This window comes from Rhodopseudomonas palustris (assembly GCF_003226555.1).
GTDB lineage: Bacteria > Pseudomonadota > Alphaproteobacteria > Rhizobiales > Xanthobacteraceae > Rhodopseudomonas > Rhodopseudomonas palustris_I.
Genome location: NZ_QKQS01000023.1, coordinates 477,954 through 503,756, shown reverse-complemented (window position 1 = coordinate 503,756; position 25,803 = coordinate 477,954). Strand labels below are relative to the sequence as shown.

24 protein-coding genes and 1 riboswitch are annotated in these 25,803 nt (G+C 65.1%); of the genes, 20 read left to right on the top strand and 4 right to left on the bottom strand.

All coding sequences use genetic code 11. The features are described 5' to 3' along the window. Window positions 1–65: 65 nt before the first annotated feature. On the bottom strand, window positions 66–281 hold the full coding sequence (locus DNX69_RS14860; protein WP_110787636.1) for a DUF1674 domain-containing protein: 216 nt from the start codon (window positions 279–281) through the stop codon (window positions 66–68). A gap of 155 nt (window positions 282–436) precedes the next feature. Here DNX69_RS14860 and DNX69_RS14855 point away from each other — a divergent pair, with 155 nt between their 5' ends. The 3 genes from DNX69_RS14855 to purH all read left to right on the top strand — a co-directional run bounded on the left by DNX69_RS14855 (window position 437) and on the right by purH (window position 5,621). After that, window positions 437–1,789 (top strand): RsmB/NOP family class I SAM-dependent RNA methyltransferase, encoded by a 1,353-nt coding sequence (locus tag DNX69_RS14855; RefSeq protein WP_110786736.1) that lies wholly within the window; start codon window positions 437–439, stop codon window positions 1,787–1,789. 338 nt (window positions 1,790–2,127) lie between these two features. Next, the gene (locus DNX69_RS14850; RefSeq protein WP_165825267.1) at window positions 2,128–3,843 is read left to right on the top strand and encodes a heparinase II/III family protein; all 1,716 of its coding nucleotides are present in this window, start codon (window positions 2,128–2,130) and stop codon (window positions 3,841–3,843) included. Between the two features lie 77 nt (window positions 3,844–3,920). Then, window positions 3,921–4,003, top strand: a riboswitch (ZMP/ZTP riboswitch). Between the two features lie 25 nt (window positions 4,004–4,028). Next, on the top strand, window positions 4,029–5,621 hold the full coding sequence (gene purH, locus DNX69_RS14845) for a bifunctional phosphoribosylaminoimidazolecarboxamide formyltransferase/IMP cyclohydrolase (RefSeq protein WP_110786734.1): 1,593 nt from the start codon (window positions 4,029–4,031) through the stop codon (window positions 5,619–5,621). A 197-nt stretch (window positions 5,622–5,818) separates the two neighbouring features. Here the strand turns inward: purH and DNX69_RS14840 are convergent, their stop codons facing one another. Both DNX69_RS14840 and DNX69_RS14835 read right to left on the bottom strand, forming a co-directional pair. Further along, the gene (locus tag DNX69_RS14840) at window positions 5,819–6,913 is read right to left on the bottom strand and encodes a 3-deoxy-7-phosphoheptulonate synthase (protein ID WP_110786733.1); all 1,095 of its coding nucleotides are present in this window, start codon (window positions 6,911–6,913) and stop codon (window positions 5,819–5,821) included. A gap of 216 nt (window positions 6,914–7,129) precedes the next feature. After that, the gene (locus DNX69_RS14835) at window positions 7,130–8,527 is read right to left on the bottom strand and encodes an MFS transporter (RefSeq protein WP_110786732.1); all 1,398 of its coding nucleotides are present in this window, start codon (window positions 8,525–8,527) and stop codon (window positions 7,130–7,132) included. 106 nt (window positions 8,528–8,633) lie between these two features. Here DNX69_RS14835 and ggt point away from each other — a divergent pair, with 106 nt between their 5' ends. Continuing rightward, a complete protein-coding gene (gene ggt / locus DNX69_RS14830) occupies window positions 8,634–10,367 on the top strand; it encodes a gamma-glutamyltransferase (RefSeq protein ID WP_110786731.1) in 1,734 nt (577 codons plus the stop codon). 127 nt (window positions 10,368–10,494) lie between these two features. Then, window positions 10,495–11,370, top strand: a complete 876-nt coding sequence (locus DNX69_RS14825; RefSeq protein WP_110786730.1) for an SDR family oxidoreductase — start codon at window positions 10,495–10,497, stop codon at window positions 11,368–11,370. A 108-nt stretch (window positions 11,371–11,478) separates the two neighbouring features. On the opposite strand, the gene DNX69_RS14820 is transcribed toward DNX69_RS14825, so the two are convergent. Next, entirely contained in the window at window positions 11,479–12,147 is a 669-nt protein-coding gene (locus DNX69_RS14820; protein WP_110786729.1) for a glutathione S-transferase, read from the bottom strand. Between the two features lie 216 nt (window positions 12,148–12,363). Between DNX69_RS14820 and DNX69_RS14815 the strand changes: the two genes are divergently transcribed. The 15 genes from DNX69_RS14815 to DNX69_RS14745 all read left to right on the top strand — a co-directional run bounded on the left by DNX69_RS14815 (window position 12,364) and on the right by DNX69_RS14745 (window position 25,655). Next, on the top strand, window positions 12,364–12,966 hold the full coding sequence (locus tag DNX69_RS14815) for a 2-hydroxychromene-2-carboxylate isomerase (protein ID WP_110786728.1): 603 nt from the start codon (window positions 12,364–12,366) through the stop codon (window positions 12,964–12,966). Window positions 12,967–13,087: 121 nt separating this feature from the next. After that, window positions 13,088–13,825 carry an SDR family oxidoreductase gene (locus DNX69_RS14810; protein WP_110786727.1) on the top strand — a complete coding sequence of 246 codons (738 nt, stop codon included), beginning with the start codon at window positions 13,088–13,090 and terminating at the stop codon, window positions 13,823–13,825. Window positions 13,826–13,898: 73 nt separating this feature from the next. Next, the gene (panE, locus tag DNX69_RS14805; RefSeq protein WP_110786726.1) at window positions 13,899–14,819 is read left to right on the top strand and encodes a 2-dehydropantoate 2-reductase; all 921 of its coding nucleotides are present in this window, start codon (window positions 13,899–13,901) and stop codon (window positions 14,817–14,819) included. A 321-nt stretch (window positions 14,820–15,140) separates the two neighbouring features. After that, window positions 15,141–16,787, top strand: coding sequence for a cytochrome-c oxidase, cbb3-type subunit I (gene ccoN / locus DNX69_RS14800; RefSeq protein WP_110786725.1), 1,647 nt, complete (start codon window positions 15,141–15,143; stop codon window positions 16,785–16,787). A gap of 12 nt (window positions 16,788–16,799) precedes the next feature. Next, entirely contained in the window at window positions 16,800–17,534 is a 735-nt protein-coding gene (ccoO, locus tag DNX69_RS14795) for a cytochrome-c oxidase, cbb3-type subunit II (RefSeq protein WP_110786724.1), read from the top strand. Window positions 17,535–17,543: 9 nt separating this feature from the next. Beyond that, entirely contained in the window at window positions 17,544–17,708 is a 165-nt protein-coding gene (locus tag DNX69_RS14790) for a cbb3-type cytochrome oxidase subunit 3 (protein WP_110786723.1), read from the top strand. 7 nt (window positions 17,709–17,715) lie between these two features. Further along, window positions 17,716–18,597, top strand: coding sequence for a cytochrome-c oxidase, cbb3-type subunit III (ccoP, locus tag DNX69_RS14785; RefSeq protein ID WP_110786722.1), 882 nt, complete (start codon window positions 17,716–17,718; stop codon window positions 18,595–18,597). 111 nt (window positions 18,598–18,708) lie between these two features. After that, the gene (ccoG, locus tag DNX69_RS14780) at window positions 18,709–20,166 is read left to right on the top strand and encodes a cytochrome c oxidase accessory protein CcoG (RefSeq protein WP_110786721.1); all 1,458 of its coding nucleotides are present in this window, start codon (window positions 18,709–18,711) and stop codon (window positions 20,164–20,166) included. 19 nt (window positions 20,167–20,185) lie between these two features. Further along, window positions 20,186–20,686, top strand: a complete 501-nt coding sequence (locus DNX69_RS14775; protein WP_110786720.1) for a FixH family protein — start codon at window positions 20,186–20,188, stop codon at window positions 20,684–20,686. 34 nt (window positions 20,687–20,720) lie between these two features. Then, entirely contained in the window at window positions 20,721–22,919 is a 2,199-nt protein-coding gene (locus DNX69_RS14770) for a heavy metal translocating P-type ATPase (RefSeq protein ID WP_110786719.1), read from the top strand. Beyond that, on the top strand, window positions 22,910–23,095 hold the full coding sequence (gene ccoS / locus DNX69_RS14765; RefSeq protein ID WP_110786718.1) for a cbb3-type cytochrome oxidase assembly protein CcoS: 186 nt from the start codon (window positions 22,910–22,912) through the stop codon (window positions 23,093–23,095). The genes DNX69_RS14770 and ccoS overlap by 10 nt, the downstream gene beginning before the upstream one ends. A 1-nt stretch (window position 23,096) precedes the next feature. Continuing rightward, a complete protein-coding gene (locus DNX69_RS14760) occupies window positions 23,097–23,315 on the top strand; it encodes a hypothetical protein (protein WP_110786717.1) in 219 nt (72 codons plus the stop codon). Between the two features lie 138 nt (window positions 23,316–23,453). Next, window positions 23,454–23,663 (top strand): hypothetical protein, encoded by a 210-nt coding sequence (locus DNX69_RS14755; protein ID WP_110786716.1) that lies wholly within the window; start codon window positions 23,454–23,456, stop codon window positions 23,661–23,663. 140 nt (window positions 23,664–23,803) lie between these two features. Then, complete coding sequence (locus DNX69_RS14750; RefSeq protein ID WP_110786715.1) at window positions 23,804–24,313, top strand: Lrp/AsnC family transcriptional regulator; 510 nt, start codon at window positions 23,804–23,806, stop codon at window positions 24,311–24,313. Between the two features lie 292 nt (window positions 24,314–24,605). Beyond that, complete coding sequence (locus DNX69_RS14745) at window positions 24,606–25,655, top strand: methyl-accepting chemotaxis protein (RefSeq protein ID WP_110786714.1); 1,050 nt, start codon at window positions 24,606–24,608, stop codon at window positions 25,653–25,655. The last annotated feature ends 148 nt before the right edge of the window (window positions 25,656–25,803 follow it).

The window sequence follows — 25,803 nt, the reverse complement described above, 5'->3', positions numbered from 1 at the left end:
GGAGACCACGCAACAACGACCGCAGTGCTGGGCTGCGGAATAACCCGCAGGTTGCGGCAATTCGCTCAGAAGTCCGACGCGATGCCTTTGACTTCCCAGTCGCCGTAGCGGGTCGGTTCGGGACCCTTCGGACCCTGAAATTCCTTGGCGCGTGCCTCGGCGTACTTGGCGGCTTCGACGCGGCGGGCTTCGGCTTCAGCGAGCGCACGCTTGGCAGCTTCGGGGAGATCCTTGCGCAGGGTGACATCCGGGGCTGCGGAGTGCGGGTCGGGTTTGGTCATCGGCAGATGCCTTTCTTCATCGCGCGGGGCGCTGGCGGTCGCCATCGCGGTGCGCGAGAGCGATTCTTACATTTGGCATATTCGAATGCCATCCACGGCAGACCAGCGCGCGGCCTCGCGCGGCGTCTCTCCTCCTGCTGTGATACCCTCAATCCATGCCTGCTCCAAGATTCGCCCAAGCTTCCGAGGTGCCCGGCCTCGCCGCGCGCCGTATCGCCGCGGACATTCTGGACGGGGTGCTGCAGAAGCGCCGCATGCTCGACGACCAGCTCGAAGGCCCGGCCGCGCATCCGGGCCTGAAGACGCTGTCGGATCGCGACCGCGCGCTGATGCGCCGGCTGGTGGCGACGATTCTGCGCCGGCTCGGAACACTGGAGGGCCTGCTCGCCAAGCTGCTAGATCGCGGTGTGCCGACCGACGCGCCGCGCGCCAAGAGCGCGCTGTTGATCGGTGCTGCGCAGATTCTCTGGATGGACGTGCCCGATCACGCCGCCGTCGATCTGTCGGTGCGGCTGGTGCAGTCCGACCGTCGCGCCGCCAAATATGCCGGTCTCGTCAACGCCGTGCTGCGCCGCTGTGCGCGTGAAGGCCTGCCGCTGGTCGAGGAACTGTCGGCCGGCACGCCCGACGTGCCGCAATGGCTGCTCGAGCGCTGGAGCGCGCATTACGGCGCCGACACCGCGCGCGCGATCGCGCAGGCGATCAGCCACGAGCCGTCGCTCGATCTCACGGTGAAAGCCGACTCGGCGCATTGGGCGGCGCGGCTGCATGGCGAAGTGCTGCCGACCGGCACCGTGCGCACGCTGCTGCAGGGCTCGGTGCGGATGCTGCCGGGCTATGATGAAGGCCAGTGGTGGGTGCAGGATGCTGCCGCCGCGCTGCCGGCACGGCTGTTCGGCGACATCGCCGGCAAAAGCGTCGCCGATCTTTGTGCCGCCCCAGGCGGCAAGACCGCGCAGCTCGCCGCGGCCGGCGCCCGGGTCACCGCGATCGATCGGTCGCCCGCGCGGGTCGCGCGGCTGCGCGAAAATCTGGCGCGGCTGTCGCTGGAGGTCGAAACTGCCGTGGCTGATGCGGCGGAATGGCGGGGCGATGCGACCGCCGAGTTCGACGCCGTATTGATCGACGCGCCTTGCGCCTCGACCGGCACGATTCGGCGGCATCCTGATGTGGCATGGCTGAAGCAGGGGAGCGATATCGGGGCGCTCGCTGCGGTTCAGCACCGGCTGCTGGCGAAGGCGGTGTCGCTGCTGCGCCCCGGCGGTACGTTGGTATATTGCACCTGTTCGCTCGAGCCCGAGGAGGGCGAGCAGGCGATCGCCGCGCTGCTCGACATCGAGCCGTCGATGCGCCGGCAGCCGATCGATCCGGCCGAAGTCGCCGGGCTCGCGGAGATCGTCACCGCTGACGGTGCGCTGCGAACCCTGCCGTGCCATCTGCCGCACAGCGATCCGCGGCTCGCCGGATTCGACGGCTTCTATGCCGCGCGGCTGGTGAAGTCGTTGTAACCCCTCAAGATTGACCGGCTGTCGGGACGTGGCGCAGCAGCGCCCGTCCACATTCGCCTATCGCGAGGGTGTGTGACGGAGAATTCCAGATTAAAAGGATTCGCAACGAATTTTCGTTAACTTGAGGTTGCTTTGGTTCACAACAATCTTTCGTCTCAGCTGCGCGCATGTCTGCAGAGCCGTTTCAGTCGAAGCTGTACCGGGCTGGACGATTGTCCGACGTCTTGCGCGACCTGACGTCGGCCGTCCGCAGAGGGCAGCAACGTGATGCGTACCAACGACCCGGGGCTCTAGCGCAGGTGTCGGCCGCGCCCCGCAGAGGAATTTCGACGCTGATCATGGGCCGCTTCGCGCGGACCATGATGGCGCGCGCCTCCAGTGGTTCGGTGGCGGTGACTCGGCTGTGGCCCGGCCGCACCGATCGGCTGATCATCGCGCCGCATGATCTGCGCACCGCGGACGCGACCCGCGCCGCCGAAATCTATGCCGGCCGCTTCGTCTTCGCCGGCAAGATCGTCACCTGCCATGGCCGCTCGATTTTCGATCTCGAGCCGCCTTCCGACGATTGGGAAGCCGCGTTGCTCGGCTTCGGCTGGCTACGCCATCTGCGCGCCGCCGATACCGCCATCACCCGCGCCAACGCCCGTTCCCTGGTCGACGACTGGCTCAGCAACATGTCGCGGACCGGGCCGGTCGGGCGACGGCCGGACGTGCTGGCGCGGCGGGTGATCTCGCTGCTGTCGCAGGCGCCGCTGGTGCTGTCCGACACCGATGGCAAATTCTATCGCCGCTATCTGCGCGGCCTGACCCGCGAAATCCGCTCGCTGCGCTACGCACTGCTCGATGTGCAGGACGGCGTGCCGCGGCTGCAGGTGCTGATCGCGCTGTGCTACGCGTCGCTGTGCCTCGCCAACCAGGCGCGGCAGATCCGCGCCGCCACCAAGAAGCTGTCGGACGAGCTGCAGCGCCAGATCCTCCCGGATGGCGGCCACATCTCGCGCAATCCGGGCGCGCTGATCGAACTGTTGATCGATCTGCTGCCGCTGCGCCAGACCTTTGCGGCTCGCAATATCGCGCCGCCGCCGGCGCTGCTGAACGCGATCGACCGGATGATGCCGATGCTGCGGTTCTTCCGCCACGGCGACGGCAATTTTGCGCTGTTCAACGGCATGAGCGCGACGCCGTCGGATCTGCTCGCGACGCTATTGGCCTATGACGACAGCCAGGGCACGCCGCTCGCCAGCATGCCGCATTCGGGCTATCAGCGGATCGACGCCGGCACTACGCTGGTGATTGTCGATGCCGGAACGCCGCCGCCTGCCAATGTCAGCCAGGAGGCGCACGCCGGCTGCCTGTCGTTCGAATTGTCGTCGGGGGCTTGCCGGATCGTGATCAATAGCGGCATGCCGACCACCAATCGCGAGAGCTGGCGCGGCTTTGCCCGCTCGACCGTGGCGCATTCCACCGTCACCTGCCACGACACGTCGTCCTGCAGTTTCGTCGAGCGCTCCGCAATGAAACGGTTCCTGCACGGCTCGCCGGTGGTCGGCGGTCCGCGTCAAGTCGAGAACCGCCGCGAAGAGGTTGCGGGCGGCGTCCTGCTGACGACGTCGCACGACGGCTACCGTGACAAATTCGGCGTGCTGCACCGGCGCGTGCTGATGGTGAAGCACGACGGCAGCCGGGTCGACGGCGAGGACAGCCTCACTCCGGTGCAGGGTGGCCGCCACCGCGCCGCGCATGCCGATTACGCCGTGCGGTTTCATCTGCATCCGCTGGTCAAGGCCAGCCGGCTGCACGATGCCCGCGGGGTGATGCTGGTGCTGCCCAATCGCGAGGTCTGGACCTTCGAGGCGGCCGACGACAAGGTCGATCTCGAAGAGACCGTGTTCCTGGCCGGCAATGACGGACCGCGGCGTTCGACCCAGATCGTGATCCGGCAGAATTCGATCGAGGCGCCTAACGTGCGCTGGAGCCTGATCCGCTCTAATGCCTCACCGCAGGCGACCAGCGCCCGCCGCGCTGCCCGCCACGAGCCTGAACTGCCGCTCTGAAGCGCATTCCTTAAAATATGAGGCTTGCGGTGACCTTGGTCGCCGTTGTCGGGAGCGGTGAAAACTGCTACCGAACCCACGCCTCGCGCGACTGGCGACGTTAGGATGGAGCACCATCGGGAAGCGCGGGACGTATCTGCCGCGCGCCTGGGCATAGCTTTCCTTCCAACAGAAGATCGTGCCCCATGACCCAGAATCCCCGTCGCGTCACCCGTGCCCTGTTGTCCGTGTCCGATAAGACCGGACTGATCGATTTCGCCCGTGCGCTCGCCGGCCACGGCGTCGAGCTGGTCTCGACCGGCGGCACCGCCAAGGCGATCGCTGCGGCCGGTCTTCCGGTCAAGGACGTCTCCGAGCTGACCGGCTTCCCCGAGATGATGGACGGCCGGGTCAAGACCCTGCACCCCAAGGTGCATGGCGGCCTGTTGGCGATCCGCGACAATGACGACCACAAGCAGGCGATGGCCGCGCACGGCATCCCGCAGATCGATCTGTTGGTGGTGAACCTGTATCCGTTCGAAGCCACCGTCGACAAAGGCGCTGGCTACGAAGACTGCATCGAGAACATCGACATCGGCGGGCCGGCGATGATTCGCGCCGCGGCGAAGAACCACGACGACGTCGCGGTGGTGGTCGAAGCCAACGACTATCGGGCGGTGCTCGACGAACTCGCGGCCAACAACGGCGCGACGACGCTGAACTTGCGCAAGCGGCTCGCCGCCAAGGCCTATGCGCGCACTGCCGCGTATGATGCGGCGATCTCCAACTGGTTCGCACTGCAGCTCAAGACCGACGCGCCCGACTTCCGTGCGATCGGCGGCCGGCTGATCCAGAGCCTCCGTTACGGTGAAAATCCGCACCAGACCGCGGCGTTCTACGCCACGTCGGAGAAGCGCCCTGGCGTCGCCACCGCGCGCCAGGTGCAGGGCAAGGAACTGTCCTACAACAACATCAACGACACCGACGCGGCCTATGAGTGCGTCGGCGAGTTCGATGCGGCGCGCACCGCGGCCTGCGTCATCGTCAAGCACGCCAATCCGTGCGGCGTCGCCGAAGGCGCGAGTCTGCTCGACGCCTATCGCAAGGCACTGGCCTGCGATTCGGTGTCGGCGTTCGGCGGCATCGTGGCGCTGAACCGCACCCTCGATGCGGAAGCCGCGCGTGCCATCACCGAGATTTTCACCGAGGTGATCATCGCGCCCGACGCCACCGAGGAAGCGATCGCGATCGTCGCGGCAAAGAAGAATCTGCGGCTGTTGCTGGCGGGCGCGCTGCCCGATCCGCGCGCGATCGGCCTGACCTACAAGACCGTCGCCGGCGGCCTCTTGGTGCAGTCGCGCGACAATGCGGTGGTCGACGACATGGCGCTGAAGGTCGTCACCGAGCGGCAGCCGACCGAAGCCGAGCTGCGCGACCTGAAGTTCGCGTTCCGCGTCGGCAAGCACGTCAAGTCGAACACGATTATTTACGCCAAGGACCTCGCCACCGTCGGCATCGGCGCCGGCCAGATGAGCCGTGTGGATTCGGCCCGCATCGCCGCCCGCAAGGCGCAGGATGCGGCGGCCGAGCTGAAGCTCGCCGCGCCGATGACCAAGGGCTCGGTGGTCGCCTCGGATGCGTTCTTCCCGTTCGCCGACGGCATGCTGGCCTGCATCGAAGCCGGCGCCACCGCGGTGATCCAGCCCGGCGGTTCGGTCCGCGACGACGAAGTGATCAAGGCCGCCGACGACGCCGGCATCGCCATGGTGTTCACCGGCACAAGGCACTTCCGGCACTGAGGCGTTTCCTCGGCTGAGTGAAGGTCAGCGTCGTCATCCTGAGGCGCGCGCGCAGCGCGCCTCAGGATGCGGCTACGGGTGCCGGCGGCTCATCCTTCGAGGCCCGCCGTGCCGCGCATAGCGCGGCCCGGTGGGCTCCTCAGGATGACGCAGAGTAAGGTAGCAACAGAAACGATTGCCGCCCCGCGCTCAGCTGCTCAAGCCGCAGCACCTTCCTCCTGAGCCCTCGCGGCGTGCCGCGTAGCTCGCCGGCTGTCGACCGCAGTGGCCAGCTCGTGCAGCACCGTCTCGGTCGTCGCCCAGTCGATGCAGCCGTCGGTGATGCTCTGGCCGTAGTGCAGCGGCCGGCCCGGTACCACGTCCTGCCGACCGGCCACCAGATTGCTCTCGATCATCACGCCGATGATGCGATCATCGCCCGCCGCTAATTGACGCCCGATGTCGGCCGTGACCTTCGGCTGGTTGTCCGGCTGCTTGCTGCTGTTGGCGTGGCTGGCATCGATCATCAGTCGCGGCGCCAGGCCGATCTTGCCGAGCACCGCAGCAGCTGCTTCGACGCTTGCGGCGTCGTAGTTCGGCGTGACGCCGCCGCGCAGGATGACGTGGCAGTCGCTGTTACCGGTGGTGGCCGCGATGGCATTGCGTCCACCCTTGGTCACCGCCATGAAATGATGTGGCTGCGCGGCGGATTTCACCGCTTCCGCCGCAATCCGGACGTTGCCGTCGGTGCCGTTCTTGAAGCCGATCGGGCATGATAGGCCCGAAGCGAGTTCGCGGTGGATCTGGCTCTCGGTGGTCCGCGCTCCGATCGCGCCCCAGGCGACCAGATCCGCGATGTATTGCGGCGTGATCAGGTCGAGGAATTCAGTGGCGGCCGGCAGGCCGAGATTGTTCACGGCCGACAGCACTTCACGCGCCAGCCGCAGCCCCTTGTCGATCCGGAAGCTGCCGTCGAGGTCGGGATCGTTGATCAGGCCTTTCCAACCCACCGTGGTGCGCGGCTTCTCGAAATACACCCGCATCACGATCTCGAGCCGGTCGGCCAAGGTCTCGCGCAGCGCCGCCAGACGGCTGGCATAGTCCATGGCCGCGGCCGGATCGTGAATCGAACAGGGGCCGACCACGACGAGGAGCCGGTCGTCGGCTCCGGTGAGGATGGCGTGAATCGCGCTGCGGCTCGCCGCAACGGTGCGTGTCGCGGTCAGCGTGCGCGGAATCTCGCCCATCACCTCGGCAGGCGTGCTGAGTTCGGTGAGTTTCTGCAGGCGAAGGTCGTCGGTGGTGGTCAACACGGCAGTTTGCTCCTTGTGAAGGAGACCTGCCGGCTCAAACGAAAAAGCCGCCAGGTCTGGCGGCTTTTCGGACTTCGATGCTGCAATCGTTAGATCGCGCGAAATCCTCCCGCCGCCAGCGAGCTGCTAAAATAAAAGTACCAGTACGAGGCGGACAGGTGGATCATGGCCGCTCCTATAGCCCAGATCGGCATGTTTGTCCACGCACCGGCGTGATCAGTCCGCCGAGCGCCGCACCTGGGTCAGCAGCGCCAGTCCGGCGACGAAGAACAGCACCAGCACGGACATGCCGGCCTTCTGGCTGTTTGCGAGCGCGGTGACGCTCGCGATCAGCAGTGGACCGATGAACGAGGTCACTTTGCCGGTGAGGGCGAACAGGCCGAAATACTGCGCGATCCGCTCCCGCGGAGCGATCCTGATCAGCAGCGTGCGCGATGCGGCCTGCAGCGGGCCGCCGGCGATGCCGATCAGGCAGCCGAGCAGCAAGTAGGCGCGCTCGGCCGGCGATGCGAACAGTGCGCCGCCCGGTTGCGGCGGCGTCACCTCGATCAGCAGCACGTGACCTGGGTCGATCATCAGAATGCCGGCGATTGCGATCAGCAACAGGACCAGCGAGCCGGTGATCACCCGTTTGGAACCGAACGCATCGTCGAGCCTGCCGCCGACGAAGGCGCCGATGGTGGCGGCGATTGCCAGGATCACGCCGAAGGTGCCGATCTGGATTGTGCTCCAGCCGAAGGTGCCGGTGGCGTAGATGCCTCCGAACGCGAACAGCGACACCAGGCCGTCGGTGTAGATCATGTTGGCGAGCAGGAAGATCGCCAGAGAGCGTCGCCGTGGCAAATCGCGCAGCGTCTCGCCGAGTTCGCGCAGGCCCTCGCGGATCGCGGCGCGGGGCGCCATCTTGGCCGGGAAGTCCGGTGTCAGCAGAAACATCGGTAACACGAACACCACGAACCACACCGCGGTGAGCGGCCCGCTGATACGGTCGCCCTCGTGCAGCGCAGGATCGAGCCCGAACCACGGCGTCAGGCCGAGCAGAGTCTTGCCTGTCTCCGGGCTGGCGGCGAGGAAGCCGAGCACCAGGACGAGCGACAGGATGCCGCCGACATAACCGGTCGCCCAGCCGGTGCCGGACAGTCGGCCGATCTTCTCCGGCGGCACCAGGTTGGGCATCATCGCGTTGTTGAACACGGTGGCGAACTCGACCCCGATCGTGGCGATCGCGTAGGCGATCAGCAGCGGCAGAATCGTGTGCGGTTCGCCGGGCTTGCCGAACCACATCAGCATCGATCCGATCACCAGCATGCCGCCGAACAGCGCGATCCACGGCTTGCGCCGGCCGCTGGCATCGGCGATCGCACCCAGCACCGGCGATGCCAACGCGATGACGAAACCGCTCGCCGCGGTGGCGAAACCCCACATCGATTGGCCGGTCGCCGGATCGGGTGCCACGTAGGTGGCGAAATAGGGCGCGAAAATGAAGGTGGTGATCAGCGTGAAGTAAGGCTGCGCCGCCCAGTCGAACAGGATCCAGCCGACGACGGCGCTCTGCGGCGGATAGCGGATCGGTTCACGAGTTTGCGCGATGCCTTCCGCAAGCGATGACGACATCTTGTTCCTTCCGCGCGCTGGGCCCGCGTTTTGCCTCTCCGCTCCGATTGCCTATAGGATTCGTCCGGCGCGTGGCAGCCTGCGCGGCAGAAATCGGAGTCTCTTGATGATCAGACTGCGCATCCCGCATCGCATTTTGATGACGCTGTCGACGCTGGCGCTGGTGGTGATCCCGCTCGCCGCGCCGGCGCAGGATATGCGCGGCGGCATGGTCCGCGGGCCGGTGCAAGCCGTGGTCGCCAAACACGGCATGGTGGTGGCGCAGGAGCGGCTGGCCGCCGAAATCGGCGCCAGCTTCCTGTCCCGCGGCGGCAACGCGATCGATGCGGCGGTGGCGACCGGCTTTGCCATGGCGGTCACCTATCCGCGCGCCGGCAATCTCGGCGGCGGCGGCTTCATGGTGATTCATTCCGCGGCGAAGAATGAGGACGTGGCGGTCGACTATCGCGAAACCGCGCCGCAGGCCGCCACCCAGGACATGTTCCTGACCGATGGCAAACCCGACCCGGACAAATCGCGCAAATCCGCACTCGGCATCGGCGTGCCCGGCACCGTGGCGGGTCTGGCGTTGGCGCTGGACAAATATGGTTCCGGCAAGTTCACGCTCGCGGACGTGGTCGCGCCCGCGATCGCGTTGGCGCGGGACGGCATCGAGATCGCCGACGACACCGCCGATACGCTGCCGGATTGGCACCGCTGGCTGGCGCGCTGGCCGTCGACACGCAAGGTGTTCGCCCGCCCCGATGGCTCGCCGCTGCAGCCGGGTGACAGGCTGGTGCAGCCCGATCTGGCTGCAACGCTCGAGGCGATCGCCAAACAGGGGCCGGACGGGTTCTACCGTGGCCCGATCGCCGAGAAATTGTCGCGCGGCATTCGCGACGCTGGCGGGCTGATCACGCCGGAAGACCTCGCAGGCTACCGGCCGGTGCTGCGCACCCCGCTGCGCGGCAGCTATCGCGGCTACGATATCGTCGCCATGCCGCAGCCTTCGTCCGGCGGGGTCGTGCTGATCGAGAGCCTGAACATCCTCGAAGGCTACGCGATGCGCGACCTCGGGCAGGGCACACCGCCGTCGCTGCATCTGTTGATCGAAGCAATGAAGCGCGCTTATGCGGATCGCGCCCGCTATCTCGGCGATCCGGCATTCAGCGAGGCGCCGGTGGCGAAGCTGCTGTCGAAGGACTACGCGGCGAGCCTGCGCGCCGGCATCGATCCGCAGCGCGCCACGCCTGTCAGCCAACCGTTGCCGCAGCCGCGCGAGGGCCAGAACACCACGCACTTCTCGGTCGCCGACGCCGCCGGAAATGCCGTCAGCAATACCTACACGCTGAATTTCTCCTACGGCGTCGGCTTGGTGGCGGACGGCACCGGTGTGCTGCTCAACAACGAACTCGACGATTTCACCGCCGCGCCCGGCGCCTCCAACGCCTACGGGCTGGTCGGCTTCGCCGCCAATCTGCCGGCGCCCGGCAAACGGCCGCTGTCCTCGATGTCGCCGACGATTCTGCTCAAGGACGGCAAGCCGGTGCTGGTCACCGGTTCGCCCGGTGGCAGCCGCATCATCTCGGCGGTGATGCAGGTGATCGTCGATGTGATCGATTATCGGATGAACGTGGCGGCCGCGGTGGCGGCGCCGCGGCTGCACCATCAGTGGATGCCGGACGAGGTGCGGGTCGAACACGGATTTCCGGACGCGACGCTGGACGCGCTTCGCGCCATGGGCCACCGCGTCGTCACCCCGCTCGGCCAGACTTCGGTGAATTCGATTCTGATCGACGCCGACGGCTTCCACGGCGCGCCTGATCCGCGGACCCGCGGCGCGACGGCGGCGGGGTATTGATACGCAACCTCTCGCCGCAAGTGGACCCGGCGGGCGCCTGCTAGCCTTCGATGACTTCGATTTTCAGAGAACCGGCGCTACCTTCGCGGGAGACCGATCCGGGTTGCACGAGGAGAGAGGACGTCAGATGGCATCACTGCAGGGCAAGACGCTGTTCATCACTGGCGCGAGCCGCGGCATTGGGCTCGCGATCGCGCTGCGGGCGGCGCGGGACGGCGCCAATGTGGCGATCGCCGCCAAGACGACCGAGCCGCATCCGAAGCTGAAGGGCACGATCTATACAGCGGCCGAGGAGATCGTCGCGGCCGGTGGCAGGGCGCTGCCGCTGGTCTGCGACATCCGCGACGAGGCGCAGGTGATCGACGCGATCGGCAAGACGGTCTCGGAGTTCGGCGGCATCGACATCTGCGTCAACAACGCCAGCGCAATCAGCCTGACCAACTCGCAGGCGACCGAGATGAAGCGCTACGACCTGATGATGGGGATCAACACCCGCGGCACCTTCATGGTGTCGAAATATTGCATCCCCCACCTGAAGAAGGCCGCCAATCCGCACATCCTGATGCTGTCCCCGCCGCTCGACATGAAGGCGAAGTGGTTCGCGGCATCGACCGCCTACACCATGGCGAAGTTCGGCATGAGCATGGTGGCGCTCGGCCTGTCGGGCGAGCTGAAGCACGCCGGCGTCGCCGTCAACGCGCTGTGGCCGCGCACCACGATCGCGACCGCCGCGGTCGGCAATCTGCTCGGCGGTGACGCGATGATCCGCGCCAGCCGCACGCCGGAGATCATGGGCGACGCCGCCCACGCGATCCTGACCAAGCCGTCGCGCGACTTCACCGGGCAGTTCTGCATCGACGACACCGTGCTGTACGAGGCCGGCGTGCGCGACTTCGAGCCGTACCGGGTCGATCCGAGCGTACCGCTGATGTCGGATTTCTTCGTGCCCGACGACAGCGTGCCGCCGCCCGGCGTCACCGTCACGCCGCTGCCGATGGGGTGAGGGCATAAGACCGGATCGTCATTGCGAGCGAAGCGAAGCAATCCAGGCTCCGTGCACTGAGCTGGATTGCTTCGTCGCTGCGCTCCTCGCAATGACGAGATTGAGAGACTACGCCTTGCCGATTTCGTATGGCCCGCCTTTTTCCAGCGCGCGGTTGTAGGCCGGGCGGGCGTGGATGCGGTCGAGCCAGGCCAGCGCCTTGGGGTAGCGCTGGTCGAGGCCGCCGCGGGAGGCGGCTGCTTCCAGCGGGAAGCTCATCTGGATGTCGGCGGCGGTGAATTCGTCGCCGGCGAAATACGCGGCCTTGCCGAGCTCGCTTTCCCAATAATCCATGTGCAGCTTGAGCTGCGGATCGACGAAGCCGGTCAGCGCGCCGGACGCCACCATCTTCACCAGCGGCCGCACCAGCGCCGGGGCACGCTTCGGCATCATCGAGAACAGCAGTTTCAGCAGCAGCGGCGGCATCGCCGAGCCCTCGGCGTAGTGCAGCCAATAGGTATAGCGCAGCCGCTCCGGCGTATTCGGCGGCGGGATCAACCGGCCGTCCCCATAAGTGCCGACGATGTATTCGATGATCGCGCCGGACTCGGCGATGGTGTTGCCGTTGTCGGTAATCACCGGCGATTTGCCGAGCGGGTGCACGGCGCGCAGCTCCTTGGGCGCCATCATGTCGGGCTGCCGCTGGTAGCGCTTGATCTCGTAAGGGGTGCCGAGCTCCTCCAGGAGCCACAGCACGCGTTGCGAGCGGGAGTTGTTGAGGTGATGGACGGTCAGCATGTCGCGAAGATCCCGGATGTCTGTCAGTGATTGAAGCGGCACCAGCCGTGAGAACGCGCTCCGCCTTAGCAGAGTTTCCGCGGCGCGGGACATCACAGTTGCGAAGGCCGCGAACCTCGCCAGCGACCCGGTTGATCGGTTGCCACCGACGCGCTACGGTTGGAGTGAGATGATGATAATCATATAAGGCGCCACCCGCGGCTGCCGGAGGAAATCATGACCCAGCCTGCCCCGCAATTCCTGTTCGACTTCGGCAGTCCCAATGCTTTCCTGGCCCACCGGGCGATTCCGGCGATCGAGCGGCGGATCGGCGTCAAGTTCGACTACGTGCCGGTGCTGCTCGGCGGTATCTTCAAGGCCACCAACAACAAATCGCCGGCCGAGACCCTGGCCGGGATCAAGAACAAGCGCGAATTTCACGCGCTGGAAACCGAGCGCTTCCTGAAGCACTATGCGGTCCAGCCGTATGTCTGGAATCCGCATTTCCCGGTCAACACGCTGAACCTGATGCGGGCCGCGGTCGCGGCGCAGCTCGACGGCGTGTTCGAGGCCTATGTCGAGGCCGCGTTCCACCACATGTGGATCGAGCCGAAGAAGATGGACGATCTCGAAATCGCCGCCGCGGCGCTGTCGTCGTCCGGGCTCGACGGCAAGAAACTGCTGACCGGCGCGCAGGAGCCTGAAGTCAAAGCCAAGTTGATCGCCAACACCGAAGACGCCGTGCAGCGCGGCGCATTCGGCTCACCGACCTTCTTCGTCGGCAAGGAGATGTTCTTCGGCAAGGAACAGCTCCGCGACGTCGAAGAGATGTACGGCTAGCCTCGATCGATCTCTCCCGTCATTGCGAGGAGCGAAGCGACGACGCAATCCAGTCGCTGTGTGCTGAAAACGTGGATTGCTTCGCTTCGCTCGCAATGAGGAGCTTGAGGGAGACGCCAGCATGACGCCACGCAACGCAACCGTCGCTGTGATCGGAGCCGGCGACTACATCGGCGCCGAGATCGCCAAGAAGTTCGCCGCCGAGGGCTTCACCGTGTTCGCCGGCCGGCGCAACGGCGACAAGCTGGCGCCGCTGGTGGCGGAGGTCGAGGCGGCCGGTGGTCGCATCGTCGCCCGATCGCTCGATGCGCGCAAAGAAGATGAGGTGACGGCGTTCCTGAACGATGCCGACGCCCATGCGCCGCTGGAGGTGACGATCTTCAACGTCGGCGCCAACGTCAATTTTCCGATTCTGGAGACCACCGACCGGGTGTTTCGCAAGGTCTGGGAGATGGCGTGCTGGGCCGGCTTCGTGTCGGGCCGGGAGTCGGCGCGGCTGATGCTGGCGCGCGGCCAGGGCAAGATCTTCTTCACCGGTGCGACCGCGTCGCTGCGCGGCGGTTCGGGCTTCGCCGCCTTCGCCTCCGCCAAGTTCGGGTTGCGCGCAGTGGCGCAGTCGATGGCGCGTGAGTTGATGCCGAAGAACATCCACGTCGCGCATCTGATTATCGATTCCGGCGTCGACACCGCCTGGGTGCGCGAGCGCCGCGAGCAGATGTTCGGCAAGGACGCGCTCGCCAATCCGGATCTGCTGATGCCGCCGGCATCCGTCGCGGGTGCTTACTGGCAGCTCTACCAACAGCCAAAGAGCGCCTGGACCTTCGAGCTGGAGATTCGTCCCTACGGCGAGAAGTGGTGAGGGGTATGCCGGTATGGCGCTCGTCGGACCGGTATGATCCGTCTAAGACTGACGAAAATGTCGGGAGGACGCGATGCGGGTTCTGATCGTCGGTGCCGGAGCGATCGGCGGTTATTTCGGTGGGCGGCTGTTGCAGCTCGGCCGCGACGTCACGTTTCTGGTGCGGCCGGGCCGCGCGGCGGAATTGGCGCGCGACGGTCTGGTGATCAAGAGCCCGCACGGTGATGCGACGATTCAAGATCCTCCGGCCGTGCAGGCTGCGGCGTTGACGCCCGACTACGATCTGGTGATGCTGAGCTGCAAGGCGTTCGATCTCGACGACGCGATGGCCTCGTTCCGCGCGGGCGTCGGTGCTCGCGCCACGATCGTGCCCTTGCTCAACGGCATGAAGCACCTCGATGTGCTCGACGCCGCGTTCGGTCGAGACCGCGTGCTCGGCGGCCAATGCGTGATCGCCGCGACGCTCGATGCGGAGCGCCATGTCGTGCAACTCGCCCCGATGAGCGCGATCACGTTCGGCGAGCGCGATGGCACGGCGTCGGAACGCGTGACGCAGATTGCGGCGGCGCTCGGCGGCGGCGATTTCGGCGTCAACGCCTCGCCGGCGATCATGCAGGAGATGTGGGAGAAGTGGGTGTTCCTGGCGACGCTCGCCGGTTCCACTTCGCTGATGCGCGGCGCGGTCGGCGACATTCTCGCCGCGCCCGGCGGGGCCGACTTCATGCTCGGCGTGCTCGACGAAATCACCACGATTGCGGCGGCGGCAGGCCATCTGCCGCGCCAGGCCGCCGTCGACCGCACCCGCAGTATGCTGCTCGCCGATGGCTCGACCCTGACGGCCTCGATGTTTCGCGACATCCAGGCCGGAGCCCGGATCGAGGCCGATCATGTCATCGGTGACCTGATCGTTCGGGCTGATGAGGCCAAGGTTCCGGTGCCGCGGCTGCGGGTGATCTATACGCACCTCAAGACCTACGAACGGCGACGCGGCTGACGTCCGCCACCCCGGTTCCGAGCGCATTTTCCGCAGGACGGATGCGAGTGAAAGTCATTCGCTGAGTTGCGCCTCATTCTTTGGTCGAGGACGCAGGTTGACGCGCTCGTCCGGCCTCGTACGCAGCCGAGGCCACCCCCGCAAGTCGTGATGGTTCTTGCAATTTCGAGGCATTTCACCGAAAAGCACGAAGTGTCGATCGCACCGCACAAAACGGGCGTCGTTGTGGCGCAAATTTGGGCATTTTGATTTCGATCAAACGTGCGGTCCCGAAACCGGGGATGGTGCAGTCACCTGCCCGCCGAAGAAAAGATTGATCAGATGAATCAAGCCCTGAATTCGAAGCGGATCACCCTTGGCGAGGGTGGTCTCACGGTCGTGTTCGCATTGACCACGATCCTGTCCATCTATGCGGCGATCTACGCCCACGATGCCCCCTTCGCATTTCACGCCACGCTCGCGGCCGCGGTCAGCGCGTGGGCGGTGTTCGCGATCATCGTCCGGCATCGCAGCCGGTCCGGCTTGCCGCCCCAGGAAATCAACGGCGTTCCAAACTACAATTTGGCGCCGATTCGGTTCCTGTCCTTCATGGCGATGTTTTGGGGCATCGCCGGCTTCAGCGCAGGTCTCTACGCGGCCCTGGAGCTGGCCTATCCCGGCCTCAATGTCGTCCACTGGATCAATTTCGGACGCATTCGGCCGCTGCACACTTCGGCGGTGATCTTCGCGTTCGGTGGCAACGTTCTGCTGGCGACCTCTTTCTACGTCGTGCAGAAGACCACACGGGCGCGCCTCGCGGGCGATCTCGCGCCGTGGTTCGTCGCGATCGGCTACAACTTCTTCATTGTGGTCGCCGGCACCGGCTATCTGCTGGGCGTCACCCAGTCGAAGGAATACGCCGAGCCCGAATGGTACGCCGACCTGTGGCTGACCATCGTCTGGGTCACCTATCTGCTGGTGTTCCTGGCGACCCTGATGAAGCGCAAAGAGCCGCACATCTACGTCGCCAACTGGTTCTATCTCGCCTTCATCATCACGATCGCGGTGCTGCATCTCGGCAACAATCCGACGCTGCCGGTAAGCTTCCTCGGTTCCAAGTCCTACATCGCCTGGTCGGGCGTGCAGGACGCGATGTTCCAGTGGTGGTACGGCCACAACGCGGTGGGCTTCTTCCTCACCGCGGGCTTCCTCGCCATCATGTACTACTTCATCCCGAAGCGGGCGGAGCGGCCGGTCTACTCCTACCGGCTGTCGATCATCCACTTCTGGGCGCTGATCTTCCTCTACATCTGGGCCGGTCCGCACCATCTGCACTACACGGCGCTGCCGGACTGGACGCAGACCCTCGGCATGACGTTCTCGATCATGCTGTGGATGCCGTCATGGGGCGGCATGATCAACGGCCTGATGACGCTGTCGGGTGCGTGGGACAAGCTTCGCACCGATCCGGTGCTGCGCATGATGGTGGTGTCGGTCGCGTTCTACGGCATGTCGACCTTCGAAGGCCCGATGATGGCCATCAAGGCGGTCAACTCGCTCAGCCACTACACCGACTGGACCATCGGCCACGTTCACTCCGGCGCGCTCGGCTGGGTCGGCTTCGTGTCGTTCGGCGCGCTGTACTGCCTGGTGCCGTGGGTGTGGGGGCGCAAGCAGCTCTACAGCATCCGCCTGGTCAACTGGCACTTCTGGATCGCGACCCTCGGCATCGTTCTCTACATCTCGGCGATGTGGGTGTCCGGAATTCTGCAGGGCCTGATGTGGCGTGCATACACCTCGCTGGGCTTCCTCGAATATTCCTTCATTGAGTCCGTCGAAGCTATGCATCCCTTCTACGTCATCCGCGCCGCCGGCGGCGTGTTGTATCTCACTGGCGCATTGATCATGGCCTACAACCTCTGGATGACGGTTCGCGTCGGCGAACGGTCCGAGGCGCAGCCTCACGCCGCCCTGCAGCCCGCCGAGTAAGGAGAGCAATAAATGTCCATCTGGGCTCGGCATAAAATCTTCGAGACCAACTCGGTTGTCCTGATCGTCGGCATCCTGCTCGTCATTGCGATCGGCGGTCTCGTGGAAATCACTCCGCTGTTCTACCTCAAGAGCACGATCGAGAAGGTCGACGGCATTCGTCCCTACACGCCGCTCGAGCTGGCGGGTCGTAACGTCTACATCCGCGAAGGCTGCTATTTGTGCCATTCGCAGATGATCCGTCCGCTGCGTGACGAGATCGAGCGGTACGGTCACTACTCGCTGGCGGCGGAGTCGATGTACGACCATCCGTTCCAGTGGGGCTCCAAGCGGACCGGTCCGGACCTCGCGCGGGTCGGCGGCAAGTATTCCGACGAATGGCACACGGCGCATCTGAAGAACCCGCGCTCGATCGTGCCGCAGTCGGTGATGCCGAGCTACGCCTTCCTCGCCGACGCCAAGGTGGACGCCGCGAGCCTCGGCGCTCACCTCAAGACCAACCGTGAACTCGGCGTGCCCTACACCGACGAGGACGTCGCCAAGGCCGCGGCCGACGCCAAGGCCCAGGTCAATGCCGACAGTCCTGAAGCGGAAGACCTGCAGAAGCGCTATCCCAAAGCCGTCGTGCGCAATTTCGACGGTCAGGACGGAGACCCGACCGAACTCGATGCCTTGATCTCGTATCTGCAGATGCTGGGCACGCTGGTCGACTTCAAATTGTACGATGAAAAAGCCAATCTTCGCTGAGGCGGCGACATGAAAGCGATCATCTACTTAGACAACATAGCGTCCCATCTTGTCACCACCTGGTGGACGCCGCTGTTCATGGCCATCTTCGTCGCCATCGTGGTGTATGCGCTGTGGCCGAAGAATAAAGAGGCGTTTGACGACGCCGCCCGGATGCCGCTGCGAGAGGATTGATACGAACATGGCTGACCACGCACACGAAGGCGAATACGACCATGTCACCGGCAAAACCACGACCGGTCACGAGTGGGACGGCATCAAGGAACTGAACACGCCGCTGCCGCGGTGGTGGATCTGGACCTTCTACGCCACGATCATCTGGTCGATCGGCTACTTCATCGTGTATCCGGCTTGGCCGTTGATGAACGGCTACACTCACGGCCTGTTCGGCTACTCGTCGCGCGCCGAACTCGACGTCGATCTCGCCAAGCTCAATCAGGTTCGCGGCGAGAAGATGCAGGCGCTCGCGAGCGCCTCGCTCGAGGAGATCGAAAAGAACCCGGCTCTGCTGGCTCTGGCGCGCGCCAAGGGCAAGGTGGTGTTCGGCGATAACTGCGCGGCCTGCCATGGCTCCGGCGCCGCCGGCGGCAAGGGCTTTCCGAACCTGAACGACGACGATTGGCTGTGGGGTGGCTCGCTCGAGCAGATCGAGAAGACCATCAAGTACGGCGCCCGCTCCGGTAACGACGACGGCCACATGGGCAACATGCTGGCCTTCGGCAAGGACGGTGTACTGACCAAGGAGCAGATCGTCGAAGTCGCCAACTACGTCCGCTCGTTGTCCGGGATGTCGACCCGTCCGGGCGTCGATCTGGCCGCTGGCAAGCAGATCTTCGCGGATAATTGCGTCGCCTGTCACGGTGAGGACGCCAAGGGCAATCCGGAGCTCGGTGCGCCGAACCTGACCGACAAGATCTGGCTGTATGGTGGCGACGAAGCTACGATTATCCAGACGATCACCAATGGCCGCGGCGGCGTGATGCCGGCGTGGATCGGTCGCCTCGATCCGACCACCATCAAGGCCATGGCGGTGTACGTTCACTCGCTCGGCGGCGGCAAATAGCCGCCGCTTGCGGGCGCGCAGGATTCGCGTGTTGGGGGACACGCGAGGTTGTGATCCGCGCGCCCGGAATTGAACTTGCGCTAGACTTCAGAAGGGAAAAGAACCCTCGCTATGAACAAACCCCTGCGCGCGACCGAGCTGCAGCCGGACGACGATGGTCCGCTGTACGAGGCACAAAAGAAAATCTACCCGCAAAGCGTCTCCGGCCCGTTCCGGCGAACCAAGTGGATCCTGATGGCGGTCTGCCTCGGGATCTATTACTTTTTGCCGTTCGTTCGCTGGAACCGCGGTCTCGGCGCGCCCGATCAGGCGGTGCTGATCGACCTGGCCAATAACCGGTTCTATTTCTTCGCCATCGAACTGTGGCCGCAGGAGATCTACTACTTTACCGGTCTGTTGATCGTCGCCGCCATCGTGCTGTTCCTGATGAACTCGCTCGGTGGCCGGGTGTGGTGCGGCTATCTCTGTCCGCAGACCGTGTGGACCGACCTGTTCTACGCGGTCGAACGGTTCGTCGAGGGTGACCGCCGCGAACGGATGCGCAAGGCGGGCGAAGGCTTCAAGATGCAGCGCGCCGCCGAACTGGCGCTCAAGCATTCGATCTGGCTGATGATCGCCTGGTGGACCGGCGGCGCCTGGGTGCTGTACTTCGCCGACGCCCCGACCCTGATCAAGGAACTGGTCACCTTCGATGCGCCGATGGTGGCGTATATCTGGATCGGCATCCTCACCTTCACCACCTACACGCTGGCCGGCTTCATGCGCGAGCAGGTCTGCGTCTATATGTGCCCGTGGCCGCGCATTCAGGCGGCGCTGACCGACGAGTGGGCGCTCAACGTCACCTATAAGTACGACCGCGGCGAGAAGCGCTCGTCGCTCAAGAAGGCAGAGCAGCTCCGTGCGATCGGCGAGCCGGTCGGCGATTGCGTCGACTGCAACCAGTGCGTCGCGGTGTGCCCGACCGGCATCGACATTCGCAACGGACCGCAGCTCGACTGCATTCAGTGCGGCCTTTGCATCGATGCCTGCGACAATGTGATGAAGAAGATCGGTCGGCCGACCCGGCTGATCGGCTACGACAACGACATCAACATCCATCGCCGGATGGAGGGCAAGCCGGAAGTCTTCAAGCCGATCCGGGCCCGCACGGTGGTCTACGCGCTGATCATCGTCGCGATCGGCGGAGCCATGCTCTACAAACTCGCGAACCGTACCCTGCTGGACGTCAACGTGCTGCACGACCGCAATCCGGTCGCGGTGCGGCTGTCCGACGGATCGGTTCGCAACGGCTACACTGTCCGCTTCCTCAACAAGCGCGGGTTCGACCGGGTCGTCGCGGTCGACGTCGAGGGTCCGCCGAACGCGGTGATCCACGTCGTCGGCGCGGATTCGATCACGCCGGACCGGCCGATGATCATTCTGGGGCGCGACACCACTACCGAACTGCGCGTCCTAGTCGATTCCAACTCCAGCGACGACATGCCTCATTCGGTGCCGGTGACGTTCCACGTCACCGATATCGGTCTCGGCGAGGTCGCCTCCACCAAGGACGTGTTCGTCACGCCCTGATCCGAACCGGAGCCTGAACATGAGCCGTTCGAATTCATCGCCGCGTCCGCTCACCGGCAAAGTCGTTCTCGCCGCGCTTGTGGTGTTCTTCGGCATCGTGTTCGGCGTCAACGGCCTGATGATGACGCTGGCGATCAAGACGCTGCCCGGGACCGAGGTCGACAGCGCCTACGCCGCGAGCCTCGCCTATGAGCGGGAAATCGAAGCCGCGCGTGATCAGGACAAGCGCGGGTGGAAGGTCGATGCCAAGGTCGAGCGCAAGCCGGACGGTGCCGCCGTACTGCAGGTCGAGGCGCGCGACAAAGCCGGTCTTCCGCTCGCGGGCCTCAACTTCTTCGGCCGGTTGGAGCGCCCCTCCGACAAGCGGTACGACCGTGAGGTGACGCTGGCGGAGATCTCCACCGGCGTCTATCGCGGCGATGCCGACCGCGTGCTGCCGGGACGCTGGGATCTCGTCCTGGAGGGCGACAAGGGCGGAGTCCGCATGTTCCTGTCCCGGAACAAGCTGATGTTGAACTGAACGCCTGGCCGGCGGGCGTGACGAGGATCGCCGAATGCTGCAGACGCGGGATTTCTCACACTACGTCAAAGACGTCGACGGCCGGATCGCACATCTCGACCTCGCCGTTGAAGGCGTCCACTGTGCAAGCTGCATGGCCAAGATCGAGCGCGGTCTGCAGTCGATTCCGGACGTGACGCTGGCGCGCGTCAATCTCACCGATCGCCGCCTCGCGGTGGAGTGGAACAAGGGCAGCGCCCTCGAACCCGGCCAGTTCATCGATCGGCTCGCAGAGCTCGGCTACAAGGCCTACCCTTACGAGCCGGTCCGCGCCGAAGTCGAGGAAGCCGAGCGCAGCAAATATCTGCTGCGCTGTCTCGGCGTCGCGGCCTTCGCCACCATGAACGTGATGATGCTGTCGGTACCGGTGTGGTATGGCGGCGATCTCAGCCCTGAAGCGCGCGACTTCTTCCATTGGCTGTCTGCGCTGGTGGCGCTGCCGTGCGCCGCCTATGCCGGACAGCCGTTCTTCCAGTCGGCCTTCCGCGCGCTGAAGGCGAAAAGCGTCAATATGGACGTGCCGATTACGATCGGCATCTCGCTGGCCCTCGGCATGTCGCTGGTCGAGACCATCAACCACGCCGAGCACGCGTATTTCGACGCGGCCGTGATGCTGATCGCATTTCTGCTGGCCGGACGCTTCCTCGACCAAAAGATGCGGCAGAAGACGCGAGCCGTTGCGGGCAATCTCGCCGCGCTGAAGGCGGAGACTGCGACGAAGTTCGTCGGCCCCGACGAAATCGCCGAGGTGCCGATCGCCGCAGTGCGGTCCGGCGACATCGTGCTGCTGCGGCCCGGCGAGCGCTGCGCGGTCGACGGCACGGTGATCGAGGGCAGGTCGGAGATCGACCAGAGCCTGATCACCGGTGAAACGCTGCACGTGCCGGCCGAGCGCGGCACGCAGGTCTATGCCGGCACCCTCAACATCTCCGGGACGTTGCGGGTCCGCGTCGCCGCCGCAGCGGAAGGCACTCTGCTGTCGGAGATCACGCGGCTGCTCGATCATGCGCTGCAGGCGCGCTCGCGCTATGTGCAGCTCGCCGATCGCGCCTCGCGCCTCTACGCGCCGGTCGTCCACGCTGCGGCGCTGCTCACCATCCTTGGTTGGGTGCTGGCCGGCGCGAGCTGGCACGATGCGATCGTGATCGGAATCGCGGTGTTGATCATCACCTGTCCGTGCGCGCTCGGCCTCGCGATTCCCGCCGTGCAGACGGTCGCGTCAGGGGCGATGTTCCGAGCCGGTGTCCTGCTCAACGCTGGAGATGCGATCGAGCGCGCCGCGTCCGTCGATACGATCGTGTTCGACAAGACCGGGACCTTGACGCTGCCCGAGCTCGACGTCGTCAACGCCGGCAGCGTGCCGCCGGAGATGTTCGAACTCGCCGGCCGGCTCGCGCTTGCCAGCCATCATCCGGTTGCCGCGGCGGTGGCGCGCGCAGCGCAGGCCAAGGCGCCGCTCCCCGGTGTGGTCGAGGAACCCGGCCGGGGCGTTCGTGCCGATTACGCCGGCGAGGAGCTGCGGCTTGGCAGTCCCGCCTTCTGCGGCGCAAACGCTGAAGCCAACCAGATCCTCAGTGAAGATCCTGAAGTTTCCGTCGTGGCGTTCAGCCGGGGCGGGCATCGGGTGGTGTTCGCGGTCCGGCAGTTGCTGCGGCCGGATGCGGCCAAGACAATCGACGCACTTCGTAACCGCGGCATCGCGGTCGAATTGCTGTCCGGCGATCGCGAGCCGGCGGTGCGTCATGCCGCCGACGCGCTCGGCGTCTCCGTCTGGCGCGCCGGGGTCACGCCTTCGGAAAAGATCGCGCATATCGAAGCGCTCAAGCAGCAGGGCCGCACCGTGATGATGGTCGGTGACGGCATGAACGACGCACCGTCGCTCGCCGCTGCGCAGGTCTCGATGTCGCCGATCAGCGCAACGCACCTCAGCCAGGCAACTGCCGATCTGGTGTTCCTCGGCAAGGAGCTGGCGCCGGTGTTGGCTGCGGTGGACTACTCGCGAAAGGCGATGGCCGTGATGCGCGAAAATCTGGGTCTGGCCGTCGGCTACAACATGCTGGCGGTTCCGATCGCGATCGCGGGCTATGCCACGCCGTTGATCGCGGCGCTTGCAATGTCCGGCTCGTCGCTTCTGGTGATGCTGAACGCGATGCGGGCGCGCCGCGTCCGCCGGGGAGCCGCACGATGGAAGTGATGGTCTTTTTGGTGCCTTTGGCGCTTGGGCTTGGCCTGCTCGGGCTGATAGCGTTTTTGTGGTCGCTGAAGAGTGGCCAATACGAAGATCTCGACGGAGCCGCCTGGCGAGCGATCGCCGACGACGATCCGCCCGTGCAACCGCCGGCCGAGCTGCCGGCAGAAAAACGAGGCTGACATGGCGATGCTCACTTACGACGACCGGCCGCGGATCGCGGTCGCGTTCGAGGCGCCGACGAAGCCCGTCGCCCCGGCTGTCGAGGCGCCGGTCGAGCCTGACGACGACGTGCAGGAGCGCTGGCTTCAAGCTCAGCCGTGGCCGCGCCGCTGGTTCGCACGGTTCTACCGGGCGCTCCGCAAGCTTCAGCCGGCGTTTCCGCCGATGTCCTGCTGCTGATCCGCCGGGTTCCCTACGTTTCCGTAGAGCCACGTAAGATCAAAGATTTAAGCGCGCTTCATCTGCCTGAAACAGTGCGGGGTTATCAGGCCGGCGTGCGGCTCGACCAAGCGAGTCGCCGACCAGAGAAGTGCCGCCATGTCTCATGCCTTCATCATCGAAGTCGATTCGCGCGCCGCCGGCATCGTGGTGCGCGACGGCCGCAGCTTCCGCTTCCATTCCGCCTGTGACGACTTTTCCGGCCTGGAGGGGCAGGGCTTCCGCTCGCCGGGCGACGCCCAAAAGGCGGCCGTACGCCATCTGGAGGCCTTCACCGGCGGTCGGGGCGCCAAACTGCGGGTTGCCTGAAGGCGCATTTGTCCGCCAAGGCTGAGGCGCGGCGGATGTCGGTCAGCTGCGCACCCGCAAGTCGGGAACTTTGACTTGCGGGAAATTCCATTCCACTTATGATGCGTTGTGCCATCGTATTTGGAAGAAAGTTCTCCGTCATGACCGATGTCGACAGCGCTCCCGCCGAACCCAGCCGGCGGCTCGACGCTATTGATCGGAAAATCCTCACGGTTCTTCAGCAGGATGCGTCGTTGTCGGTCGCCGAGATCGGGGACCGGGTCGGATTGTCTTCCACCCCATGCTGGAAGCGCATTCAGCGTCTCGAAGCCGATGGGGTCATCACCAAGCGCGTCGCGCTGGTCGACCAGGACAAGATCGGCCTGGGATTGTCGGTGTTCGTCTCGATCGAGAGCGGCGATCATTCCGATGCCTGGCTGAAGACCTTCGCCGATGCGGTCAGTGCGATGCCGGAAGTGATCGAGTTCTACCGGATGGCCGGGGACGTCGACTACATGCTGCGCGTGGTCGTCGCCGACATGCGCGCCTATGACCAGTTCTACAAGAAGCTGATCGGTACCGTGCCGCTGAAGAACGTGACCTCGCGCTTCGCGATGGAGAAGATCAAATCAGTGACGGCGCTGCCGGTGCCGCCGATGACGGTGTCCTGATCGACTTGTCAGGTTGGTCGGTCGATGACCTGTCGTCGAATCAGCGCTGCGCGGCGATCGACCAATGAGCTTGGGAAAGGTAGTTAGCTGCCTTCATGAATTATGACAGTCGTCGGTTGTCCACCAATCAGTCGCTTTGCACAAACTAACAGCAATCAGGGGCTGGGCGCGGCTGGATTTCCCTGTTTTTGGTTTAGCCCTCATTAGGAGAATTCGCTCACATTTATCGCCGGCGCCATTCGGCGTCGGGGATGGAAACAGATGCGCGCCGCCGCCGTTCGCAGAGACGGATATGGCTGGTGAGCCCAGGACGAATGATCGAGCTGACGTCGCTGCGTTGGTGTCGCGGCTGACGTCGGAGGTCAACGAGATTGCCTGCGGCAAGACCCGGACGATTCAGAACATCACCAGCCAGATGAAGATCCTGGCGCTCAATGCGCTGATCGAAAGTGCGCGCGCCGGCAAGCACGGCGCCGGTTTTGCCATCGTCGCCCAGGAGGTTCGCAATGTCGGCGCTCAGATCGAACAGATCGCGCGCGATCTCGAAGCTCAGCTGACCAGAAGAACCGGCGAACTGATCGAATCGATCGGTGATATGACCCGGCGGTCGCACGGCGATCGGCTGGTCGATCTCGCGCTCAACGCCGTCGAACTGATCGATCGCAATCTGTATGAACGTACTTGCGACGTCCGCTGGTGGGCGACTGACTCTGCCGTAGTGGACTGCGCATCCGAACCTTCGCCGCAGGCCTTCGCCCATGCGTCGGAGCGGCTGGGCGTGATCCTGTCGGCCTATACCGTCTACCTCGACCTGTGGCTGTGCGGTCTCGACGGGACTATCTTGGCCAATGGCCGGCCGAACCGTTTCGCGGTGGCAGGCCAGAACGTCGCTGGCCAAGGGTGGTTCAAGGAGGCGTTGCGGCTGCGCAGTGGCGACGACTATGTGGCGGGGAATGTCGAGCGTTTGGCGCTGCTGGGCGATGCCCAAGTGGCGACCTATTGCGCCAGTATCTGTGCCGACGGCCGCAGTGACGGTACTCCGCTAGGTATTCTGGCAATCCACTTCGATTGGGAGGTGCAGGCAAAGGCGATCGTACAGGGGGTGCGGGTCGACGACCCGAACCGTTCTCGGGTGCTGCTGCTCGACGCCGACCGGCGTGTGATCGCCGCTTCGGACGGGCAGGGCATCCTCGACGAGCGCTTTCCGCTGCCCTCCGCCCACCCGCCCAGCGGGACCTACTGCGACAACCACGGCGCACTGGTCGGCTTCCACCTGACGCCCGGCTACGAGACCTATCGTGGCCTCGGCTGGTATGGCGTGATCGTCCGCCGGGCGGACTGATCAGGCCTGGCCGTGATCCATTCGGGACAGGGGCGTCCAGACCACCGCGGGCGTCAAGTTAGTTTGACAGTCGGGTCGCAGCCGCAGGCGGGAACGCCGATAACTGGAATTTGTTCCGGCGCCTGGACACAGGATTTTCGCTTTCCCT

What these genes read in the sequence shown, in the direction of transcription:
- DNX69_RS14860 (WP_110787636.1), bottom strand. Translation starts at nt 281, where the DNA reads ATGACCAAACCCGACCCGCACTCCGCAGCCCCGGATGTCACCCTGCGC.
- DNX69_RS14855 (WP_110786736.1), top strand. Translation starts at nt 437, where the DNA reads ATGCCTGCTCCAAGATTCGCCCAAGCTTCCGAGGTGCCCGGCCTCGCC.
- DNX69_RS14850 (WP_165825267.1), top strand. Translation starts at nt 2,128, where the DNA reads ATGGGCCGCTTCGCGCGGACCATGATGGCGCGCGCCTCCAGTGGTTCG.
- purH (WP_110786734.1), top strand. Translation starts at nt 4,029, where the DNA reads ATGACCCAGAATCCCCGTCGCGTCACCCGTGCCCTGTTGTCCGTGTCC.
- DNX69_RS14835 (WP_110786732.1), bottom strand. Translation starts at nt 8,527, where the DNA reads ATGTCGTCATCGCTTGCGGAAGGCATCGCGCAAACTCGTGAACCGATC.
- ggt (WP_110786731.1), top strand. Translation starts at nt 8,634, where the DNA reads ATGATCAGACTGCGCATCCCGCATCGCATTTTGATGACGCTGTCGACG.
- DNX69_RS14825 (WP_110786730.1), top strand. Translation starts at nt 10,495, where the DNA reads ATGGCATCACTGCAGGGCAAGACGCTGTTCATCACTGGCGCGAGCCGC.
- DNX69_RS14820 (WP_110786729.1), bottom strand. Translation starts at nt 12,147, where the DNA reads ATGCTGACCGTCCATCACCTCAACAACTCCCGCTCGCAACGCGTGCTG.
- DNX69_RS14815 (WP_110786728.1), top strand. Translation starts at nt 12,364, where the DNA reads ATGACCCAGCCTGCCCCGCAATTCCTGTTCGACTTCGGCAGTCCCAAT.
- DNX69_RS14810 (WP_110786727.1), top strand. Translation starts at nt 13,088, where the DNA reads ATGACGCCACGCAACGCAACCGTCGCTGTGATCGGAGCCGGCGACTAC.
- panE (WP_110786726.1), top strand. Translation starts at nt 13,899, where the DNA reads ATGCGGGTTCTGATCGTCGGTGCCGGAGCGATCGGCGGTTATTTCGGT.
- ccoN (WP_110786725.1), top strand. Translation starts at nt 15,141, where the DNA reads ATGAATCAAGCCCTGAATTCGAAGCGGATCACCCTTGGCGAGGGTGGT.
- ccoO (WP_110786724.1), top strand. Translation starts at nt 16,800, where the DNA reads ATGTCCATCTGGGCTCGGCATAAAATCTTCGAGACCAACTCGGTTGTC.
- DNX69_RS14790 (WP_110786723.1), top strand. Translation starts at nt 17,544, where the DNA reads ATGAAAGCGATCATCTACTTAGACAACATAGCGTCCCATCTTGTCACC.
- ccoP (WP_110786722.1), top strand. Translation starts at nt 17,716, where the DNA reads ATGGCTGACCACGCACACGAAGGCGAATACGACCATGTCACCGGCAAA.
- ccoG (WP_110786721.1), top strand. Translation starts at nt 18,709, where the DNA reads ATGAACAAACCCCTGCGCGCGACCGAGCTGCAGCCGGACGACGATGGT.
- DNX69_RS14775 (WP_110786720.1), top strand. Translation starts at nt 20,186, where the DNA reads ATGAGCCGTTCGAATTCATCGCCGCGTCCGCTCACCGGCAAAGTCGTT.
- DNX69_RS14770 (WP_110786719.1), top strand. Translation starts at nt 20,721, where the DNA reads ATGCTGCAGACGCGGGATTTCTCACACTACGTCAAAGACGTCGACGGC.
- ccoS (WP_110786718.1), top strand. Translation starts at nt 22,910, where the DNA reads ATGGAAGTGATGGTCTTTTTGGTGCCTTTGGCGCTTGGGCTTGGCCTG.
- DNX69_RS14760 (WP_110786717.1), top strand. Translation starts at nt 23,097, where the DNA reads ATGGCGATGCTCACTTACGACGACCGGCCGCGGATCGCGGTCGCGTTC.
- DNX69_RS14755 (WP_110786716.1), top strand. Translation starts at nt 23,454, where the DNA reads ATGTCTCATGCCTTCATCATCGAAGTCGATTCGCGCGCCGCCGGCATC.
- DNX69_RS14750 (WP_110786715.1), top strand. Translation starts at nt 23,804, where the DNA reads ATGACCGATGTCGACAGCGCTCCCGCCGAACCCAGCCGGCGGCTCGAC.
- DNX69_RS14745 (WP_110786714.1), top strand. Translation starts at nt 24,606, where the DNA reads ATGGCTGGTGAGCCCAGGACGAATGATCGAGCTGACGTCGCTGCGTTG.